Annotated in this window: 15 protein-coding genes; 11 read left to right on the plus strand and 4 right to left on the minus strand. The window is 51.6% G+C overall.

Features of this window, described 5'->3' with window-relative positions:
• Nucleotides 1–119 precede the first annotated feature (119 nt).
• Together H6G21_RS06365 and H6G21_RS06370 are read left to right on the plus strand one after the other, a co-directional pair.
• Nucleotides 120–3,380, plus strand: a complete 3,261-nt coding sequence (locus tag H6G21_RS06365) for a CHAT domain-containing protein (RefSeq protein WP_190571687.1) — start codon at nucleotides 120–122, stop codon at nucleotides 3,378–3,380.
• A gap of 133 nt (nucleotides 3,381–3,513) precedes the next feature.
• Nucleotides 3,514–4,950 (plus strand): ATP-dependent DNA helicase RecQ, encoded by a 1,437-nt coding sequence (locus H6G21_RS06370; protein ID WP_190572010.1) that lies wholly within the window; start codon nucleotides 3,514–3,516, stop codon nucleotides 4,948–4,950.
• Between the two features lie 61 nt (nucleotides 4,951–5,011).
• Here the strand turns inward: H6G21_RS06370 and H6G21_RS06375 are convergent, their stop codons facing one another.
• Nucleotides 5,012–5,815: a prohibitin family protein gene (locus tag H6G21_RS06375; RefSeq protein WP_190571689.1), complete on the minus strand. Its 804-nt coding sequence runs from the start codon at nucleotides 5,813–5,815 to the stop codon at nucleotides 5,012–5,014.
• A gap of 200 nt (nucleotides 5,816–6,015) precedes the next feature.
• Nucleotides 6,016–8,697 (minus strand): chloride channel protein, encoded by a 2,682-nt coding sequence (locus tag H6G21_RS06380; RefSeq protein ID WP_242041683.1) that lies wholly within the window; start codon nucleotides 8,695–8,697, stop codon nucleotides 6,016–6,018.
• 331 nt (nucleotides 8,698–9,028) lie between these two features.
• Between H6G21_RS06380 and H6G21_RS06385 the strand changes: the two genes are divergently transcribed.
• The 3 genes from H6G21_RS06385 to H6G21_RS06395 all read left to right on the plus strand — a co-directional run bounded on the left by H6G21_RS06385 (nucleotide 9,029) and on the right by H6G21_RS06395 (nucleotide 12,481).
• Nucleotides 9,029–10,291 carry a hybrid sensor histidine kinase/response regulator gene (locus H6G21_RS06385; RefSeq protein WP_190571691.1) on the plus strand — a complete coding sequence of 421 codons (1,263 nt, stop codon included), beginning with the start codon at nucleotides 9,029–9,031 and terminating at the stop codon, nucleotides 10,289–10,291.
• A gap of 168 nt (nucleotides 10,292–10,459) precedes the next feature.
• Nucleotides 10,460–11,551, plus strand: coding sequence for a 3-deoxy-7-phosphoheptulonate synthase (locus H6G21_RS06390; protein ID WP_190571693.1), 1,092 nt, complete (start codon nucleotides 10,460–10,462; stop codon nucleotides 11,549–11,551).
• A gap of 192 nt (nucleotides 11,552–11,743) precedes the next feature.
• On the plus strand, nucleotides 11,744–12,481 hold the full coding sequence (locus tag H6G21_RS06395) for a DUF4079 domain-containing protein (protein ID WP_190571695.1): 738 nt from the start codon (nucleotides 11,744–11,746) through the stop codon (nucleotides 12,479–12,481).
• A 110-nt stretch (nucleotides 12,482–12,591) separates the two neighbouring features.
• Here the strand turns inward: H6G21_RS06395 and H6G21_RS06400 are convergent, their stop codons facing one another.
• Nucleotides 12,592–13,182 carry a hypothetical protein gene (locus H6G21_RS06400; protein ID WP_242041684.1) on the minus strand — a complete coding sequence of 197 codons (591 nt, stop codon included), beginning with the start codon at nucleotides 13,180–13,182 and terminating at the stop codon, nucleotides 12,592–12,594.
• Between the two features lie 673 nt (nucleotides 13,183–13,855).
• Between H6G21_RS06400 and H6G21_RS06405 the strand changes: the two genes are divergently transcribed.
• The 6 genes from H6G21_RS06405 (at nucleotide 13,856) to H6G21_RS06430 (ending at nucleotide 21,049) form a co-directional block, all read left to right on the plus strand.
• A complete protein-coding gene (locus tag H6G21_RS06405) occupies nucleotides 13,856–14,323 on the plus strand; it encodes a DUF4079 domain-containing protein (RefSeq protein WP_190571697.1) in 468 nt (155 codons plus the stop codon).
• A 229-nt stretch (nucleotides 14,324–14,552) separates the two neighbouring features.
• Nucleotides 14,553–14,993: an NUDIX domain-containing protein gene (locus H6G21_RS06410; RefSeq protein ID WP_190571699.1), complete on the plus strand. Its 441-nt coding sequence runs from the start codon at nucleotides 14,553–14,555 to the stop codon at nucleotides 14,991–14,993.
• A 260-nt stretch (nucleotides 14,994–15,253) separates the two neighbouring features.
• Nucleotides 15,254–17,887: a molecular chaperone DnaK gene (dnaK, locus tag H6G21_RS06415; RefSeq protein WP_190571708.1), complete on the plus strand. Its 2,634-nt coding sequence runs from the start codon at nucleotides 15,254–15,256 to the stop codon at nucleotides 17,885–17,887.
• Between the two features lie 149 nt (nucleotides 17,888–18,036).
• Nucleotides 18,037–19,128: a J domain-containing protein gene (locus H6G21_RS06420; RefSeq protein ID WP_190571710.1), complete on the plus strand. Its 1,092-nt coding sequence runs from the start codon at nucleotides 18,037–18,039 to the stop codon at nucleotides 19,126–19,128.
• Nucleotides 19,129–19,170: 42 nt separating this feature from the next.
• Entirely contained in the window at nucleotides 19,171–19,983 is an 813-nt protein-coding gene (locus H6G21_RS06425; RefSeq protein ID WP_190571712.1) for a chromophore lyase CpcT/CpeT, read from the plus strand.
• 262 nt (nucleotides 19,984–20,245) lie between these two features.
• Entirely contained in the window at nucleotides 20,246–21,049 is an 804-nt protein-coding gene (locus H6G21_RS06430) for a cobyrinic acid a,c-diamide synthase (protein ID WP_347277987.1), read from the plus strand.
• 12 nt (nucleotides 21,050–21,061) lie between these two features.
• Here the strand turns inward: H6G21_RS06430 and H6G21_RS06435 are convergent, their stop codons facing one another.
• Entirely contained in the window at nucleotides 21,062–21,886 is an 825-nt protein-coding gene (locus tag H6G21_RS06435; protein ID WP_190571714.1) for an ABC transporter permease subunit, read from the minus strand.
• Nucleotides 21,887–21,913 lie beyond the last annotated feature (27 nt).

The following is a 21,913-nucleotide window of genomic DNA, read 5'->3' on the forward strand; positions in this document are numbered from 1 at the left end:
ATCCATCCGATCGTTATTCCAGCAGCCTACCTGTAGGAGTGGGTTCGATCGGGAAACTGCGAAGATTAATAGAAGTAAGAAGTATCTCGGTACGCTCCATCCTAGAACGAGAGGATTTCATGGTTGACTCCCCGATGAACGCTGTCCCCAAACGGCTGCAACGGCTACAACGGCTGCAACGGATCGCGGCTAGCCTCAGTGCTGTGGTGATTCCGTTATCCGCCATTGGCAGTCCCCATATGCCTGGATCAACCCTAGGAAGTTTCGCCGCAGATCCCGCCAATCCCCAGCCCAGTCAACCGGAAAATTCGTTAGTCCAGCAGGCCAATAAACTCCAAGCAGAAGGAAAATTTAAAGACGCGATCGTGATCTGGCAACAGGTTTTGCAGCAGGCCCAAACGGCAAACGATCGTGCCCTGCAAAAGCTAGCCCTGTTTTCTTTAGGCAATGCCCTGAAGGATTTGAAGGACTATCCCGCAGCACTCGCCTATTACGATCGCGCCAAATTGCTAATTGAGCCAGATGGGAATCCGGAGGAATTAGGTCGCCTCTGGGCTGCCTTGGGGTTTGCCTACCGCGATGCAGGGCAACTGGAACAGGCGATTCCAGCATTGCAAAAAAGTGTGAAATTTAAGCAGCAGGCTCAGGATCGGTTTGGGGTAGGAGTGATCCTCCGGAGCCTTGGTAGACTCTACGAACAACAACGGAATTATTCAGAAGCGATCGCCTACTACCAGCGCAGTTTGGATGTTTTTGTTGCCCTCAAGGACTTCAAGTGGCAAGGGTTTGCTTGGAATGGCTTGGGCCGATCGTACAATGCCATGGGACAGCGCAAACAGGCGATCGCCGCTTTTCAGAAGAGTTTGCAACTGGCGCGCCAACAAAAGGATATTCAAGGGGAAGCGGACATTTTAACCAGCCTTGGAATCACGTTTAACGAAGCGGGACAACCCGCTAAGGCAGTGGAATATTTACAGCCTGCCTTGGGTCTGCATCGTAGTTTGAAATCACGGGTCGATGAGGCGAGGATACTGGTACAACTGGGATCAGCTAACCATGAATTAGGACAGAATACAATTGCGATCGACCAACTAAACCAAGGGCTTGCACTTGCTGAAGAAATTGGCAACAGCGCTATCAGAGTGAATGCATTGACGAATCTCGGAATTTTCTATCTCAATACGGGAAATCCCCAGAAGGCGTTAACACTATTTGAAACTGGATTACAGGAAGCCAAAAAACAGAAAAACTTGGCTCAGGAGCAGAATTTAATGAGTCAGTTGGGGGTCTTATATTCCCGCTTAGGCGAGCATCTCAAGGCGATCGAGTACATGCAAGGAAGTCGTGAACTCGCGAAAACACTGGGTGATCAAAGCATTGAAGCCGCAGAGCTGAATAATATTGGAACCATCTACTATGGGTTAGGGCAATATCGTCTGGCTTTGGATCATCATTTCAAATCACTAGAACTTGCGCGGAAACTGGGCGATCGTCAAATTGAAGGGTTCAATTTAGGGAGCATTGGTATCATTTATAGAGCAGTACAAGATTATGAAAAAGCAATCCAGTATGCAGAAGAATGCCTCAAGATTGCACGGGAATTAAAAAATCCGATCGAAGAAGCCACCACCCTTTTAGATCTGGGATTAGCCTATCGCCAGATTGATTTAGCAAAAAGTACTCCTTACTTTCAGCAAGCCTTGGCATTGGCTGAGAAAATTAACCACATTGGACTAGCTGGCAAAGCACGGGGCAATTTAGCTACCAATTACTTTGACGATCGCAACTATCAACAGGCTGCACCGCTGTTCCAAAAAAGTGTTGAAATTGCCGTCAAAACTGGAGACTTACGGGAGCAGGGGGTTGCCCTGACTAACTTAGGCCATACGCTTTTTCGGTTAAAACAATATTCTGCTGCTGAAAAAGCATTACAAGATAGTATTGCCATTTGGGAAATCCAACGGGCAGAGCTAAACCGAACGGATTACAGAAGTAGCGATCGCTATAAAATCTCGCTCTTTGAACGTCAACGCATTAGTTATCGGCTATTACAACAGGTTTTAGTCGCTGATCAGCGTCCAGAAATGGCACTAGAAACAGCAGAGCGTGGCAGGGCTAGGGCACTGATTGAATTAGTCGCACGGAAGCACCAAGGGAAAAATGCACCGGAAATTGCGCCCCCCACGATCGAGAGAATGAAGCAAACGGCAAAGGCCCTCAATGCAACCTTGGTGTTCTATTCACTGATTTCCGATGATTTAAATGATGGCCCCAAGCCTGAATATGGGGATGCCTATGTTTATATTTGGGTTGTTTCTCCAGAAGGCATGGTCACATTCCGCCAATCGGATATCCGTCCGCTCTGGCAAAACGAGAAACTGAAGTTGAATGATTTAGTTCTAGGCAGTCGTCAATTACTAGGTGCACGGGGACGTAGCGGCATCAAAGTCGTTGCAGTCACTCCCCCCGAACGGGATTCTGAAGATGTTTTAAAAGCGCTCCATCAGATATTGATTAAACCGATTCAAGCACAGTTGCCAGAAGATGAAAACGCATCTGTCATTATCATCCCCCAAGGTTTTCTATTTACCATTCCCTTCGCGGCCCTCCAGGATGAACAAAATCGATCGCTGATTGAACAACATACCTTACTCACTGCACCGTCGATTCAAGCTCTAGACCTGACCCTCGCATTGAAAAAATCAGCCCCATCAACGACAAATGCGATCGTCGTCGGGAATCCAGCGATGCCGAAAATTCAAGTTGCAGACGGAACAACCGAAGTGTTGGATGCACTACCAGGGGCCGAAGCCGAAGCCAAGGCGATCGCGCAAGTCCTGAATACCCAGCCGTTAATTGGAGCCCAAGCCCGCAAGTCCGAGGTCTTAAAACGCTTGCCCAAGGCGTCCATCATCCACTTTGCGACCCATGGGTTACTCGACGATTTCTACCAACGGGAATTTCCAGGAGCCATCGCCTTAGCGCCGGATCAACCGCAGCAGGTCAATGATGGACTGTTGACGACGGATGAAATGTTGAATGAAAACTTTTCGCTCTCAGCGGATTTGGTGGTGTTGAGTGCCTGTGATACGGGGCGTGGACGCATTACGGGGGATGGCGTGGTGGGGCTATCCCGATCGCTGATTGCAGCCGGGGTTCCCAGTGTCGTTGTTTCGCTATGGGCTGTGTCTGATAACTCCACCTCCGATTTGATGCGATCGTTTTATCGTAATTTGCAATCGTTGCAACCTGCGCCTGGAACCGCCACAAATTTGAACTATAAAGCCCAAGCGCTGCGGCGCGCCATGCTAGAAACGAAGCAAAAGTATCCAGCCCCGTATCATTGGGCGGCCTTTACGTTGATTGGGCGGGGATTTTAGTCCATCGCCTCAGTAATTGATGATTCTTAGACAACGCCTGCAGAGAGATTTTGGGTTAACTCTGGGAATGCTAGCGGATAGTATCCTGCGGGATGCGCTAGGCAATTCTCCAATGGGCTTCCTTCAACAAGCGATGCAGTTCCAACCTTGTACCACCAATCCCCACGCTGTCCTCAAAGCCATTTGGGGCTACGATCGGTTTCGCGAGCCCCAGGAAGAGATTGTTCGATCGCTGGTACAGGGACAGGATGCCTTGATTTTGATGCCAACGGGGGGCGGCAAGTCCTTGTGTTTCCAGATTCCGGCTCTGCTGCGCCCCGGTTTGACCTTGGTGGTTTCGCCACTGGTTGCGTTGATGGAGAATCAGGTTCAGGAATTGCAGGATCAGAAAGTGCCCGCAGGGTTACTGCATAGTCAACTGAGCCGAGAACAACGCCGTCAGGTTTTGTTGGATTTGGAGCGGCGATCGCTCAAGTTGCTTTATTTATCGCCGGAAACTTTGCTGAGTCCACCGGTGTGGGAACGGTTGAACCATCCAGATTTGCCCATTAGCTCGCTAGTGCTGGATGAGGCCCATTGTGTAGCGCAGTGGGGTGAAACCTTTCGGCCTGCCTATTTCCGCCTAGGTGCGGTGCGAGATGCTTTGCAAACGGCCAAATCGGCCTCCACTCCCATTAATGTTGCAGCCTTTACAGCAACCGCGAATCCTGAGGCCCAAGCAACGATTCAGACGATTTTGCGCCTGCGGAATCCGGTGGTTTTTAAACTGAATCCCTATCGATCGAATTTAAATTTACAGATTCAATGGGTCATAACACCTCGGGGACGACGGCAACAATTATGGAAGTTTATCCAGCAGCAATCCCCCGCCGCAGGTTTGGTTTATGTACGCACTCGGCAGGATAGCGAAAAACTAGCAGCGGAATTACGGCGATCGGGCTATGCAACAGCGGCGTACCACGCAGGTTTAGCGGCCCAGGAACGACGGAAAATTGAACAGGCTTGGTTGACCGATCGCTTGCAGTTTGTGGTCTGTACCAATGCCTTTGGCATGGGGGTGAATAAGCCCAATGTGCGGTGGGTGGCCCATTTCCATGCGCCCTTATTGCTGAGTGAGTATATCCAGGAGGTGGGACGGGCGGGCCGCGATGGCAAGACTGCTACGGCGCTATTGCTCGCGAGCGAGCCGACGGGATGGCTAGATGGGAGCGATCGGCAACGCTGGCAATTTTTCCAGCAACAGTTAGAGAAGCAGGCCGATCAAGCCAAGCGACTGCTCAAACACATTCCCTCGGAGGGGTCTGCGCCTGATTTATTCCAGCAATATCCCCAGGCAGATGTGGCATTGTCTATTTTGCAAGCAGCAGGGGGTTTGCACTGGCGCGATCCCTTTCATTACCAGTTGACGGATCAGCGATCGTTCAAATCGGTCTCTAGTCAAAGCAAACCGGAAATTGCGGCTTATCTGAAAACGAAGGATTGTCGCTGGAAGTTTTTACTAGCTGCGTTTGGGTTTTCGCAACCAGAGAATTGGCACTGTGGCCACTGCGATCGGTGTCAGCCTCGCTAACAGAATCGCTAACCGAGTAGAAGTCATTCGAAGATGATCCAGATGATTCGTTCAACGATCATCAAGGTTGCAGGAGAATATTTTTCCCATCACCTCCTAAAACAACGACCTTCGAGTTTTTCGAGTCTGCTAAGCGTTGCATTGCCTCAATTTGACGGAACTTCAGCACCGGTTCACTCAGACCCTGGGAAAGAATTTTTTGAGCATCCGCTTGCCCTTGGGCTTCAATCCGTTTTCGTTCCGCTTCTTGCTTCTCCTTAGTCAAAATAAATTGCATCCGTTGACTCTCCTGATCCGCTTGCAGCTTGGCTTCGACACTTTGACGCAAATTCTCCGGCAAAGCCACGTTACGCAGGGGCGTATCTTCGATCGTGATACCACGATTGGTCAAAATGGCGTTTAAGTCAGTACGAAGCTGTGTCGTTAAGGCTTGCCGCTGGGTTGTGTAGAGTTCCTGGGCGTTGTAGCGAGCAGTGGTATTGCGAATCAACGATCGCACCTGCGGGAGAACAATCACTTCTTGGTAATTCATCCCCACGGTTTGATAGATCTGGCTCGCTTGATTGGGATCAAGACGATACAAAATACTGACATCAACCTCCATCATCAGTCCTTCCTTAGAGGGGGCTTGGGTTGTTTCTTTGATTTCCTGGGTCTGTACCGAGAGATGAACAACCTTGGACAAGGGATTTCTTAAATGGAGACCCGGTTGTAGCACTTTAGGAGAGACTTGCCCGAAGGTATCCACAACACCAACATGTCCTGCTGGCACAACAGATACACAACGTAATAAAGTGACTAATCCTAGAAAACTGACGATAGAAATTCCCGCGATCGTGCGATAGGGGTGAGTGCGATTAATCATAGAATTGCGTGAATCGTGTAGAGTATTGTGATACTACAGTGATATGTCTCTAAGCTGGCATACTTTAACTACAAAGTCTTAGTTGTTTTTACGGAAAACACTACGCATAATTGATGCTGGAACAATCTTTACTGTAGGAAATAACACAATCAAGATTTAGCCTTTTGTTAACCTTGACTTAAGCGTTTTTATCTATGGTGTCAAACCACGCTACGGACTAGAATCACTGTACAGTTCGATCGACGAGCGATCTCTTCAGGAATATTGCCGCTCATCACTTGCTGTAGCAATCCTTCCCTTGTTGCCCCTAGCATAATCACATCGCATTGATTTTTGTCGGCTAAATCAATAATTGCGTCCGACACCGAAGCCGCACAGACTGTCACCGGAATCACCACTGCGGAGGTTCGGTTCTTCAGATAGCTGGTCTCTTTATCTAGATTAGGGAACGACCCAATGGCTTGCTGGGGACGAGATACATAACACAGACGAATTTCCGGTTGTTCAGACAGTTTGACTAGAAAAGGTAGAAGCTGAATTGCATCATGGGAATTTCCACCCCCCGCAGTGGGGACGAGCCAACGATCGAAGGCAGGAACTTGGAATTGTGAATTTTGCAGAGGAAACTTCACTAAGATAACGCGGCAAGAAGCCTGTCGAATAATCGTATCAACAACACTGCCAAAAATACGATCGGGCGCATCAGTAACTCCTTTCCAACCCATTAATACCATGTCAATGTGTTGAGTCTGAATCACTTCTAAGATCGCTTGGGATACATCATGGGTTACGCGAATTTGGGTGTGAATGGGAATTTGCCAGTCTCGGCGTAGTTGATTGGTTTGCTTGAGTAACCGGCGGCTGGTAGCCGTGGAAACCGCGGTTTCTGCGGGAGAGCGGAGACGACTGACGGGAATCACCTGCAAACATTCCAACTCGTAACGGCGACTTTTCGCGATCGCGGCTGCCATTTGGAGGAGAGGCCCTGCGGTTTTGGGATTGGCGATAGGAACGAGTAACCGCCCCTGACCCACAGCGGGATCGCGGGTTTGGTAGACCACGTAAGACGGTTCTGGTTGCGGGCCAACGGCTTCGGTTTTGCCGCTCAGGCGATCGGTTTCTGCCCGAATAATATCCGCGCGGGTAATGATGCCCACCAGTTTGTAGCGATCGACCACAGGTAAGCGACTGAGTTTATAGCGATCGAGCCAAAATAATACTTGAGGTAAGGGATCGTGGGGCCGCACCGTCACGGGCTGTACCGTCATAATTGTGCTTAAGGGCAGGGATTCCTCTAATTTTTGCTGATTGATTTTGGCTAAATCCGTTTGCGTTACGATTCCTACTAATTGGCCCTCATCCACCACGGGAAAGCCTCGATGGTGCGATCGGGCAAAGGCTTGGGTGGCTTCTGTGAGGGACATTTGACTGGATAATGTTTCCACTCGCCGCTGCATAATATCTGCCGCTGTCAGCCCCACCAATCGGGACTCCATTTGCTGGAGGGGTTTGAGATGAATGCCATTCCAAGCCAAAACATATTTATAAATAGAACCGCTAGAAATCGCTTCTGCCACTAGATAGGATGACACAGATGCAATCATCAACGGCAACACCAGATCGAAATCTGTGGTCATTTCAAAGACAATCACGATCGCGGTAATGGGGCCACGGGTCACTGCACTAAAAAAAGCTGCCATCCCTGCCAAGGCGAAGGTGGTGGTATAACTCACTCCACTGCCCACCCCCAAGGGAATGCCCAGGGTATTTTGGAGTCCTAGGGCTCCGTAGCTCACGAGGTACCCCAAGGCAGATCCGAGCACCAGGGAGGGAGCAAATAATCCGCCGGGTGCGCCGGAGCTAAAGGCAATGAGGGTGAGTGCAAATTTTGCGATAAAAATCAGCAGCAGCATTTGCCAACTCAATTCGCTGGTAATCCACACAGATTGCAAACTTGCGTTATTGCGCAGAATGGTGGGCAAGGTGGCGATGACGGCTCCGGATATCAAACCCGCCAGACCAACGCGCCACGGGAGTCCTAACCGAAGACGACGATTCAAGCGGAGGCCGAGGAGCAGCCCCCGAATTAAGCCAATGCCCAGTACCCCCGCGATCGCACCTAGGAGAATTAACAGCGGAATCGTGGAAACTGAAAAATAGGGATAGATATCCATTAAATTGGGTGTCAGGGGCAGTTCCTCTCCCCCGAGGACGCGGGACACCACCGCCCCAATGAAAGAGGCTAAAATGGCCGTCCCAAGGGTCAGTCCGGAAACATCTTGCAGCAATTCTTCAATAACAAATAAAACCCCTGCGATCGGAGCGTTGAATCCGGCAGCCAGTCCAGCGGCGGCTCCCGCTGCCAGCAATTGCCGACGGTGATCGGGGGAGGTGGGGAGCCATTGACTCAGTTGTCCCGCGATCGCGGCTCCTATTTGCACGGTGGGGCCTTGGCGACCGAGGCTCAAGCCCGAGCCGAGGGAAATCAGAGTGCTAGCCAGTTTGACTAGGGCCACTCGGGTATTCAGGGTGATGGGAATATAGCCCAAGGCGGCTTTGACCTGGGGGATGCCACTGCCAGCAGCTTCAGGGGCAAAGCGTTCGATCGTGTAGCCTGCGAGAAATCCTCCAATTCCCCCAATTACGGGCAAGATCAGCCAGTCGGGATACAGGGTTGCCATTTGTAGCCGCCCGCTCCCCAGCCAACCCACCCCTTGTTTGAGGCAAACTGCCGCCAGACCAGAAATCACCCCAATTAACCCCGCTTCCACGATCGCCATCTGGCGCGGACGAATCTTTTGCTGCAACCGATTCAGGTTAATCTGGTGCCAAGCTGATCGAAGGAGGTGGAATCGCGATCGGGGCTGGGGATCTACCATCATGAACCCTCCAAATGGTGCCGGGAATGTGTTCTTTATTGTCTCAGGACTCCTCAAAGCTGGACAAAAAAGTGGCTAGGCACTCTTCAATTACGGGTTCTACAAGATTCAGAAGTCAGACATAGCTGCAGAGAGATAGCTACCACCACCCACTAAAGCGACCAGTTTGTCCATTCATGCAGATTCTTCCAACAGAGCACTTATGACAGAACACTTATGACAGAACATCCATGGGTAGAGCCTAATAATCCAAGGTGTCAGAATAGTGGGTAGATTGTAGGTGGGGCAACCCGGCCTAGAAGATTGATTTGCCTGTTCTGAGGCTCCTCTACCTATGAAAAAACCCGTTGTTATTTGTATCGATGACGAACCAGCGGTTTTGGACAGTCTCAAAATCGAGTTACGCCGATCGATCGGTTCCCAATGCCTCGTGGAAACCGCCGAAGATGGCGCAGAAGCCCTCGAGCTACTCGAAGATCTCCAAAGTACCCAACATCCCATTGCCGTCATGATTGCCGACTACATCATGCCGGGACTCAAAGGCGATGAACTCCTCCGCCTCGCCCATGCCCAATCCCCCCAAACCCTCAAAATTTTGCTGAGCGGCCAAGCTGATCTCGCTGCCGTCAGCCGCACGATCGAAGTCGCCCAACTCTACCGCTTCATCCTCAAGCCTTGGCATAGCGAAGACCTGACCCTCACCGTCCGCAAAGCCATTCAGAGTTATCTCCAATCCCAACAGATCGAACAACAAACCCAAGAACTGCAAGACCTCTACAACCACGTCCTCCGCCTCAACGAGGGCCTCGAACAGCAAGTCCAAGAACGCACCGCCCAACTTAACCACAGCCTGCAAGAACTGCAAATCCTTAGCCAACTCAAGGATGACTTTCTCCACGCCGTTTCCCATGACCTGCGCACCCCGCTGACTGGAATGCTGATGGTGCTGCGGCGCTTACAATCCCGTGAGGATCCGCTCGTCCTGCCCCGTAATGTTCTCGATCGCCTGGTAGAAGGGGGCAATCGTCAGCTAAAACTCCTGGAAACATTAGTTGAAGCCCACTTTAGCGAAATCCATGGCCTGCAACTGCGCCAGGAACCCCTCCAGGTCGATCGGTTTTTGCAAAGCATCGTCCAAGAGTTAGAAGCCCTTGTGCAAGCGCAACAGGGATACCTCATCCTCGACTTACCCGCACCCGTCCCTGAGGTAATCGCCGATGGCCTCCAGCTCCAGCGCGTCTTCGACAATTTGATTTCCAATGCGCTGAAATACAATGCCCCCGGCCTCACCATTCGCCTCAGTGCAACCGCCACCGAAGCCGGAGTCCTATTTTCAGTACAGGACGATGGGGTGGGGATGAGCCAGACGGAATGTGATTCGCTCTTTGAGCGCTACGCTCGGGGCGGCAATCGGGCCCAGCGATCGGTCGGCTTGGGGCTGGGTTTATTTCTCTGTCGCCAGATTATCCTAGCCCACGGCGGCCAGATTCAAGCCACCAGCCAACCGGGCCAAGGACTGCACGTTGAGTTTCTCCTACCGCACTACCCAGCGCTTCTGGAACGTCGATCGGGCCAGTTTATCCAGAGTCTTTCCTGATCCCCATTGGCCTCTCGGTTGGGTTTACTCTTTTGGCTTTCCTATCGTCCAGTTTGCCTGCTAGAGTGGGTGCAGACCCAAGGATTATTTCGATCGAACAGAGTAGGTTGTTAGGATTGCGCATTTGGCCGATCGCAGCCTGCCAGTTCCTGCAAGTTGACTCTCCCTATGCATAAGACTAGCGATTTACACGTTGTTGACACACGGGCACTCATGACTCCAGCCAAGCTGAAGGCTGAGTTTCCCATTACGGAAGCGGCGGCAGCTTTGGTGGCTGATACCCGCGATCGAATTCGGCAGATTCTACGGAAGGAAGACGATCGCCTCTTGGTGATCGTAGGGCCTTGCTCAATCCATGATGTGGGGGCAGCCCTGGAGTACGGAGAGAAACTACTCAAACTGCGGGAAGCCCTGGCAGACAAGCTAGAAATTGTCATGCGGGTGTACTTTGAAAAGCCTCGCACGACAACGGGTTGGAAGGGCTTAATCAACGATCCCCATTTGGACGGCAGCTACGACATCAACACCGGGCTCCGCCTTGCCCGCAAGCTGATGCTGGATTTAGCAGATATGGGAATGCCCAGCGCCACGGAACTGCTCGATCCGATCATTCCTCAATACATCGCGGATTTAATTTCCTGGAGTGCGATCGGGGCAAGAACTACCGAAAGCCAAACCCACCGGGAAATGTCCTCGGGCCTGTCCATGCCGGTGGGCTTCAAGAACGGCACCGATGGCGGCTTCCACATTGCCATCAATGCGATTTTGTCCGCCAGCCATCCCCACCATTTCCTGGGCATTGATACGGAAGGGCGGGCCAGCATTGTGGCGACGACGGGTAACCCCGATTGTCACTTGGTGCTACGCGGCGGCAAGGATGGCCCCAACTACAGCGCCGAAGACTTGGCCAAGGCGGCGATCGAAATGGGGCGGCAGGGACTCGCGACCCGATCGATGGTGGATTGCAGCCACGGCAACAGCAGCAAGGATTACCGCAACCAACCGATCGTGCTGCAAAATCTGGCAGAACAACTCAAGGCCGGGTCACCATACCTGATGGGCGTCATGGTTGAAAGCCATTTAGTGGAAGGCAACCAGTCCATTCCTAAGGACCTGAGCCAGATGACCTATGGGCAAAGTATTACCGATGCCTGCGTGAACTTCGACACAACGGTGGAAATGCTACAGGCTTTAGCGGAGGCCGTTCCCAGTCCAGCGGTAACCAGTGCTCCAGTTCAGCCACAAACCTTAACGGTTTAATGCCATCCAATTTGATTTTTCATTCGTAATATACAGGGACAGGGAGGCTCGATACACCTCCCTGTTTTGTTTCAGGGCGATCGTCTGAAGCGATGGCTGGTTGCAATTGAGCCGATTCCGATCGTGCCCATTCCGATCTAACCGAGTCTAAGGGTGGCCGATCGCCCATGGGTTTACCGAGGAAAATCAATTATGGAGTTGAATCTAGTCGATTGGTTGCGCTTGCTGCATCCAATTTTGGCGGTCACAGTTGTGTTTCCGTTGTTGGGGATTGTCGTGAGTCGCGCGGTGCTGACCCGATCGCGCCGGTTGGGTTCCAGTGACGATCGCAAAAAAATTCCCGCTAACGTAGGCCCAGAGCATGTGCAAACAGGGCAATGGCTAGCGATCGCGGTGATTGGCATTTATCTACTAGGCTGTGGGCGACCGATGGTGGCGTTCTGGCTCAAGCAGCAAACCCTGAGTCAAATGCCGCTGCAAGGGTTACTGGTGCTGGTGACCTATGGGGTGACGCTGGGGGCTTTGTGGGGGATTTTGAGAGCAGGAAATCAACGGCTGTGGCGCTGGACATTTTCTGGGTTAACGGCGATCGGGTTGGTCGTGCTGGGCTGGCAGGAGGGCATTTTTCGGCGGGATAACGAGTGGTTGATTTCCCATTTTTATGCGGGGTTGGCGGCGACGCTGTTGATGGTATTCTCGTTGGCGATCGTGCCGGAAATCTACCGCGATCGCAGTCAAACCTGGCGAAGGCTACATATTGCAGCCAACACTCTGGCGATGATTTTATTTATTGCCCAGGGCATTACCGGGACTCGCGATTTGCTAGAAATTCCCCTCAGTTGGCAGGAGTCTACGGTCTACGCCTGTGATTTTGACAAAGCGTCACCGACCTATAAAACCTGTCCTCCGGTGCCGAAAGCGCCACAGTAAATCGCTACAGTCAATCGCCAAATCGCTATAGTCAATCACCCAGCCAATCGTCGCAATCAATCATTGTGGTAGGAAGCCAGACCCTACCGATGCCCGTTTTGCTTGACCCACTAGACGGAGTGATGAGCTGTGCTGATTTTGTCGATCGCGCGCTGGGTGACGGCTTCCCAATCGACCTCTTCGCCATAGGGGGCATAGACGGAACTGCCGGTGGCGGGGTTATAAATGCGGCAAAAGAGAACTTGTTCGGTTTCACCGGCTTCGACAGAAATCGTAATCGGTTTGGTAAATGCGTCGATCGGGAGTTTTGATAATGTGTAGAGCAATCCTTTAGCGAACACAGTGTCCCAGCCAGATTGAATGATATACATGCGATCGGCGCGGATAAAGAGATTGACTTTCGAGTCAGATTTGCCGCGAAATTCTTTTTCTTCAAGTTCTAGTTTTTCAATAATTCCGGTGAGGGCGTGGTATTCGATCGGTTCGTGCTGGTTTTTTGCGCCATTCCAGAAATACCAGAGGCAATCGTTATATTTGCGATTGGCGTAGATGTAGCGAGGTTTGGGTGGATGGCTGAATCCCAACGGTTGCCGCTGCGATCGCAGTTCATCCAGAATAGCTTTTAGAAGTTCGTTGGTATCCATAGGCAAGGTGAGCGATCGCGCCAAATCATGAGCGCCAATCGTCCAATACAAAGACATCCAAATCGATTGTAGTCATAAAACAGATCCAAAAACAGAGCCCAATGAGCTACTTAGGGCGTATCCTAGGCACGTTGTTGGCTCATCAACTAAAGAACTTCGCACTGTCCACCCCCCCTCCTTCGCGCAACGCATTTCGATAAAGCGGAACCATCTCCGTCGCAAACTCCTCCACCTCCGCAGGTTTTGCATAAATTCAACAACTTACATCCAACTGAATTGGATACAGTAACTCAACGATCGCCTATAACTCCGTGAAACGAACTAACCGTTTCGTTAACACGACCAATCCATCGATATCACGCTCTGGGGGCATCTCCTCTCTTGCTGCCAATCCATACAACACAACCAATTGCAAACGATCACGATAGTATTCCGGTAACTGATTACAACAAGCCTGTACTACAGAGACTACTGGCGACTCTCCTAAAACTGTCATCGATCTCATTACTAACTTCCTTACATACGGTTTGTCATATTTTGGATTTTATCAAGATCACAATCTCGATCGGATCAAAGCAACCGTGGACAGCCATCAGAGATGTCCACCTCAGCCAAGGACTAACCAAGAAAACCATTCCTTTTAGAAAACCCACCAAGAACAGTGACACAATCGCCTAGGGATCCATTATGCTAAGTTTTATTACGATCCCTAAGCCATCGAGAGAACACCATGGAATTGCCAGAATCCCTCAAAACCTACAGCCAGTTTGGGCATCCCCTACTGATGTGGGTGCTCCTTGCCCTGACCGGGTACGCTCTCTACACGGGTCTCCAGTGGCGACGTGCCCGCAGCGCAGACGGCGACCTCAAAAAAGAACTGCTCAAAGGCAAATTCAACATTAAGCACCATCAAGCCGGTTCCATTCTGCTGGCCCTCATGGTTCTCGGCACGATCGGTGGCATGGCAGTCACCTATATCAACAACGGCAAACTCTTTGTAGGGCCACACTTGATTGCGGGGCTGGGGATGACTGGGTTGATCGCCACCTCCGCAGCCTTGGTTCCCTACATGCAGAAGGGCGCAGAATGGGCCAGAGTGTTTCACATCACCTTGAATACTGCGCTGGTGGGCTTATTTGCATGGCAAGCGGTGACCGGGATGGATATCGTCCAACGAATTATTAGTCGCATGGGTTAGTCGCATGGGCTAGAGTCGCGCAGGCTAGTCTTTTGTGGAGATCTCAATCAGAATCTCTCAAGAATTCTGTTGCAATGGCGGGGGATACTAACGGCTATCCCCCGTTTTTCATGGTTGCCTAGACGGTCTAGCCCCGTGATCTGAAATCTCATCGCTTTGTAGCGCTTTGTCGCATCAAAGCCCGATCGCTCCTGTACCCTAGAAAAGATTCCTCACTGAGACTGCGCCTGTGAACCTCAAAACGCCCTATCCCGCTGTTGATATCATCATTGAACTGATCGATCGTCCCGATCGTCCCATTATTTTGATCGAGCGGCATTATGAACCCCTGGGTTGGGCAATTCCCGGTGGTTTTATGGACTACGGCGAATCTGCAGAAACCACTGCTCGGCGGGAAGCCATGGAGGAAGTCGGTCTTGCAGTCGAACTGGTGGACTTGCTGGGTTTTTATTCCGATCCCAGCCGCGATCAACGGCAACATGTCGTCACCTTGGTTTACATTGCAACCGCCACCGGGGAACCCAAAGCCGGAGATGACGCCAAAAATTCTGCGATCGTCCCAGTCCATCAAATTCCCAAGAACCTCTGCTTCGATCACGATCTGGTTCTGCGGGATTATCTGAATTATCGCCACTACGGGATGCGCCCCCGTGTTAGTGAGTCTAGGTAAGCTATCCTGATGCGAAGAGACTGGCCGGGTAAGAGAAGCAAGGAGCATTGTTGCAAATCCCTGCCTGAGATTGTCCGCCGATCGTCCGATTTCGTCAGTCCTGGGATGCCCTGGAGCCGGATCTGCTTCGATCACCGGATGCCGCATCATGCGTAGCCACATGATTCAAGTAGTGGCAAGATACAATAAATCCAGCTAAAGTTCTCAATTGTCTGTTTTCAATCGTTCAATACTGATACGCCGCGAGGAGCATCGCACGCATGGCAAGAGTCGTTGGAATCGACCTAGGCACTACTAATTCCGTCGTCGCCGTGATGGAAGGCGGGAAACCCGTCGTCATCGCTAACGTCGAAGGCATGCGCACGACTCCTTCCGTAGTAGGCATCAGCAAGGATGGCGAACGGCTGGTCGGTCAGATGGCTCGCCGTCAAGCGGTTCTGGATCCGCAAAATACCTTCTACGGGATCAAACGCTTTGTCGGACGCAAGTACAGCGAACTGACGCCACAATCCAAGCAAGTTCCCTACACTGTGCGGCGGGACGATCGCGGCAATGTCCGCGTCAACTGTCCCCGCTTAGATAAAGATTTTGCGCCGGAGGAAATTTCCGCTATGGTGCTGCGGAAGTTGGCCGAAGAAGCTAGCCGCTACCTGGGCGAACCTGTGACAGGCGCGGTCATCACCGTCCCGGCGTACTTCAACGACTCCCAGCGGCAGGCCACCCGTGATGCGGGCCGGATTGCCGGATTGGAAGTCAAACGGATTTTGAATGAACCCACCGCTGCCTCCTTGGCCTACGGCCTCGATCGTCGCCAGAATGAACTGGTGCTGGTCTTTGACCTCGGGGGCGGTACGTTTGACGTGTCGGTGTTGGAAGTGGGCGATGGCGTCTTTGAAGTGCGATCGACCAGTGGCGATACCCAACTGGGCGGCGGCGACTTTGATATGGCGATCGTGAATTGGCTGGCCGATGAATTTCTGGAAGCGGAAGGCATTGACCTGCGCAAGGATCGGCAATCCCTACAACGGCTGACGGAAGCGGCGGAAAAGGCCAAGATCGAACTCTCCGGTGTCAACGTTACCGACATTAATCTACCCTTTATCACCGCCACCGCCGATGGCCCCAAGCACATCGAAACCCGCCTCACCCGATCGCAGTTTGAAGGACTGTGTAATGATCTACTGAGTCGGATCCGGATGCCCGTGAAGCAGGCGCTGCGGGATGCGGGACTGGGGCCGATGGACATTGACGAAGTGGTGCTCGTGGGTGGCGGAACTCGGATGCCCATGGTGCAGGATATTGTGCGGAATATTTTGGGTCGGGAACCCAATCAAAACGTTAATCCCGATGAAGTTGTGGCGATCGGGGCGGCGATTCAGGCTGGCGTCCTAGCGGGCGAACTCAAGGATATTCTGCTGCTGGATGTGACCCCCGTGTCGATCGGGCTGGAAACTGTGGGCGGCGTGATGAAAAAGCTGATCCCCCGCAACACGACCATTCCGGTACGGCGGACAGACATTTTCTCCACATCGGAAGATAATCAGACCTCCGTGGAAATCAACGTGGTTCAAGGCGAACGGGAAATGGCCAACGGCAACAAATCCCTCGGTCGCTTCAAACTCATGGGCATTCCCCCGGCTCCCCGAGGCATTCCCCAGGTGCAGGTGTCCTTTGATATTGATGCCAACGGGATTCTGCAAGTGACTGCTATGGATCGCACGACGGGTCGTGAGCAAAGTATCACGATTCAAGGAGCCTCCACCCTGGGCGAGGACGAAGTGCAAATGATGCTGCGGGATGCGGAACTATATGCCGATACCGATCGCCTGCGCAAGGAAAAGGTAGAGAAGCGCAACCGGGCTGAGGAACTGGCCTTGAAGGCAGAACGGCAACTGCGGGAAGCCACCTTGGACTTCGGTATGAATTTTGTTTCGCCCTACCGCAATCGGATTGAGCCACTGGTACAAAAGCTGCGCCAAGCCCTGAAAGATGGAGACGATCGCCTAATTGACATCACCGAAGCAGATCTGCGAGATGTGCTGTATGACCTGCGATCGGAGGTTTATGACCTCAACCAAGAGCAGGAACAGGAGGGTGGTTTCTTCAAGGCAGTGAAGGACTTCTTCCTGGACGAGGACGACGACTATTACAACGATTACAATCGCCGCGATCCCTACGATTACAATCGAGGCTCCTATAACTATGGCGGGGGCAATTATGGTGGCGGGTATAATGAACCGCCGCGATCGCTCCCCTATAGCCGCAACCCGTCCTTTGATGAGTGGACTGGCGGCGGACGCAATCGATCGACTGATAGCTACGGTTCCGCTAGCAGTTACGGCACTGGTTCAAGTAGCACAGGCGCAGGCGGATCCAGCTCAAGCAGCTATGGCAATCGGGGGGACGTGGATAGCCGCGATCGACGCGATCGGGACAGTCGAGACAGCTATGGCCGGGACAGTCGGGATAGCCGGGACAGCCGAGATGGCTATAACCGGGATGCCTATGGTCGGGATGCCTCCAATCGAAATACCTATCAAGGCTCTGATAACCGGGATTACAACAACCGAGATTACAACAGCCGAGATTACGATAATTACGATAATCCAAGCTATTCCGATCGCGGCTATGACAATCGCAACCTAGAGCGTAACCTAGATCGTGATCCGGGTCGCAATCCCGATCGCAACCCAGATCGCGGCTATCGTGATCTGTCCGATCGGGATCGTTCCCGTGACGGATATCCCGATCAGGAAACGGGTTACTATGATGCTTCGCCACGCCGCAATGATGATGCTTACGACGATCGCCGCCGATCGGCCAATTCCCGACGGCGTCCTGAAAAACCCAGTTACGAGTATGACAATTGGGATGAAGAAGATGATTGGATGTAAGCCCCATGGCTGTCTCTATCCTTCACGACTCAAGATCGTTGAAATCCTGTAATGCTGCACCTGCAAATGCTTTGCCTCGCTTGCATCAACCTGCTCTAGGTTCTTCTTGAAGCCCTTTGCCTTGGGTCTGCCCCTGACAACCACCGTTTATGCAAAACTTCCGCAACTATTACGAAATTTTGGGTGTGTCCCGTGATGCCGAAGGGGATGAAATCAAGCGTGCCTATCGACGGTTGGCGCGGCAGTATCACCCTGATTTAAATCCGGGCGATCGGGCAGCGGAGGAAAAGTTCAAGTCCGTCAACGAAGCCTACGAAGTTCTGTCCGATCCGGAACGGCGGGCCCAGTACGACAAGTTCGGCAATTTCTGGAAACAGCGGGGCTTTGCGGGAACCTCCAAGGGGTTTGGGGACTTTTTCCGACGGGATGCCAGTCCTCGTCCGGAAGAACCCGAGGTCGATTTCTCCGCCTTTAATGACTTTAATAGCTTTATCGATCAGCTGTTAAATACCCGCGAGAGTGCCAGCCGGGGCGGCAAGCCAAGCCGCGATCCCAATCGCCAACGACCGGCAGGTGGCTACGACTATTCTGGCAATCGGGGAACGATCGGGACTGAGCCATCCCAAAATCGCTTTGAACAACAAACCTTTGCAGACCCGCCCCCTCGCCGAGAAGTGGAAGAGCCCCGTCGCGCAACCGCAACCGCAGAGCCTCCCTCCCTCCGGCCCCGCCGCGATGCCGAAGCTCAGTTAACGGTACCGTTGGAAAAAGCCTACAGTGGCGGCAAAGAGCGAATTCGCCTAGAAGATGGCCGATCGCTGGAGGTGAATATGCCCACTGGAATGGTAACGGGGCAGCGGGTGCGGCTCAAAGGCCAGGGGGTGAATGGTGGGGATCTCTACCTGCGCATCGAAGTTGCCCCCCACAAGTTCTATCAACTCAATGGTGTGAATGTAAATTGCCAATTTCCGGTGACGCCTGCCGAAGCGGTGCTGGGGGGTGAAATTGAGGTACCCACCTTAGATGGGTTGGTTAAGGTCAACCTGCCTCCCGGTGTCCGCCATGGTCAACGGCTACGCCTAGCTAAAAAAGGTTATCCCGATGGCGAAGGCGATCGGGGCGATCAAATTATCGAACTCCAAATCGTGACACCGAAGGAACTGACTGACCCAGAGCGGGATTTGTACGAAAAATTGCGGCAGATCGAAAGTTTCAACCCCCGTGCAAATTTAATGTTGTAGATGGTGTTGTCAGGTGTTGGTATCTTGCCAGGGATTTACATCATGCCTAGCTACTTGACCAATGATGTCCGCAGCAATTGCATAACTTCTCTCCGCTTTGCTAGCAGTTGGCTGGGCTTAGTGGGTGAAATAGTTGCAATCGGTCTGTTGCCAGGTCTTTTACCGTCAGCTAGTTGGGCAAATTCCCTGTCGCCTGTGAAACCGCCTACACCGTCAGTTGAGCAACTGTCTGTGCAGCAACAAGTTGAAGCCGTCGCTTACCACCTAACCGGGGTCATGAGTACCACTGCCCAATCCCAGGCCAATCCCAAGGCCGTAGATGTGACCATGACCACCTGTACGATGCAGGTGGCGGGTCGATCGGCCCCCAATACCATTTACCTTTACCAGGAACAGGCTCTCTCCAAGTCGCTCCATCAACCCTATCGCCAACGATTCCTCCAACTTTCTCCCAGTCCCTATAGCCGCACGATTCGATCGCTAGCCTATAAACCGCAGCAGATCGATCGCTGGATTAACTTTTGCCAGAAAGCCAAAGCCGATCGGCAAATCCAATCCGCGGATCTGGGAGAGGCTATCTGTGCGGTTTTTCTCAAACCGATGACGGCATCGTTCGCCCGTGGGGACTTGCGCGATCGGGCAGGCTTCGATCGGGTCGAGTTTGTGGGGACAACCCCCGTTGATGGCTGTGCCACAAATGTTCGCGGGGCAACTCGGATACGGAATCAAGTGACTTTGCATTCAGCGGGTATGGATACCTGGGATCGGGGCTATGACGCCCAAGGCAAACAGGTTTGGGGGGCTCAAGGTACTGCCTATCAATACCGTTGGGTACAAAAAGGGGATCTGCAATAAGTTGAACTGTGCCAGAGCTCTACGACTGGCAATAGCTAAGCGGATCGATCGTGCCTTGTAGATTGCCACAAGTCTCTGCTGTAGATGTCCGGAATTGGGCTTGTGTCTTGAGAAATCATTAGTTGGGGGCGAATTGGAGCACTTCTTCCTGGGGAGATGGGCACAATACCAACATCGCCTTTTTTGAGGCAAAATTTTTGTGCTCTCGCGTTGTTGAATGCTCCTATGCAGCGTCTTGTGTTGCAACTGATGGAAGGGAATTGTGGATAGCGCAACATCAGAATTGATCAGCATTCTGAATCGGTTACCGATACCTGCACGAACCTGGGTGGAATCTCTATCCTGGGAAAATCGTCGCTATGTCCTATCGTTATGTCATTTGCTCTGTGCAGCTTCACCTCAAGCACAGGCCGAATTTCTGGATACCTATACGGCAGATGGTCTAATTACTAAAATTATTGAAAGCCACCACATTAAACGCAAGGTTCAATTTCATCTCAAGCGATTTCAGCGGTTAACCCTTTTAAGTGCAGATACCGTTTTAAGCGAAGATACCGTTCGGGACTACATTCGCCAGTTTTATATCCACTCGTCACAGGACTTAAGACGCCAACCCGATATTTTTCTAGAATCAGCGCTTAAGCTGGTCATCAGTAGCGAAGATAAAGACAATATTCTGAATTATATTTTGGGATTTGAAGTGATTAAAATGCTGTTTTCCATGAGTTGGTTACAGCATGAAAAACTCTACCGACTACAACACAACCAAGAAGATTTCTTTAACCAGTACATTAAACCGATTCAATATGCCCATCGGCTCAATCAAGTGATTGTCCCCAAGGATCAGAACTTATTTTTTGCACGTCGCGATTATTTCGTTCAGCGACCAACGATCTCTGAGAAGAAGTTGCTGGAACTGGCCATGGCAACCTTTACGGCGGAAGTGACGACCCAGTTTGGGTTTGCGATCGTGCGTCATCCCAACTGGCTAGCCTTTGACTACAATTACATTTTCTGTGATGAAGTCGATCCGGTTTTTGCAGACCCCAATGAGTGGCGAAATTAATGAGTGGCGAAATTAATGGCGAATTCGCTTTTGTTCCCCTCGATAGCGAATGGTTTCAGAAACGATCGCGACAATGCCAGAAACTGTAATGAGTACAACACTGAGGGCATTGATGTCCGGCTTCACTTGAGTCCGAATGCGACTAAAGATTTCCATCGGTAGTGTGTTGGTGCCGCCGCCCGCCGTGAAACTGGCAATCAGAAAATCGTCCATGCTTAGGACAAAGGCTAACAAACAGCCGGAGATAATGGCGGGTGCCAATTCGGGTAACAGGACGAGAATGAAGGCTTGGAAAGGATTGGCCCCTAAGTCTAAAGCTGCTTCTTCTAAATAGGGATTTAAATTACCAATCCGTGTGGAAACAATCAACGCAATATAAGCTAAGCAAAACACCACATGGGCTGCCACAATGGTCCCCAGGCTCAACGGAATAGATACCGCTGCTAAAAACACTAGGGTTGACACTGCGATCGCAATGTCCGGAATGATTAATGGCAAATAAGCGACATTTTGATAGAGTTGCTTGCCTGGAAAACGGTACCTGGCTAAGCCGACCGCCATTAAAGTGCCAAGGACTGCCGAAATGGCAACGGCGGCAAAGGCGACTTTTAAACTATCAAAGAGCGCATTGAGGATGCGATCGTCCTGGAAAAACTGACTGTACCAACGCAGGGTGAAACCGGCCCACTGAGAACTATTGGGCGAGTTATTAAAACTGTAAAACCCCAGGACAAAAATGGGTAGGTACATGAAGCCAAACATCAGTACCGAAAACCACATTTGCCAAACAAAATGCTTGGGCCGATCAGCCGGTTGGGTTTCAGAAAGGGCAGCCATAATCGATCTTTCAGTGGGACTGTAATT

The sequence above is a fragment of the Alkalinema sp. FACHB-956 genome, from assembly GCF_014697025.1.
Lineage (GTDB): Bacteria > Cyanobacteriota > Cyanobacteriia > Leptolyngbyales > Leptolyngbyaceae > Alkalinema.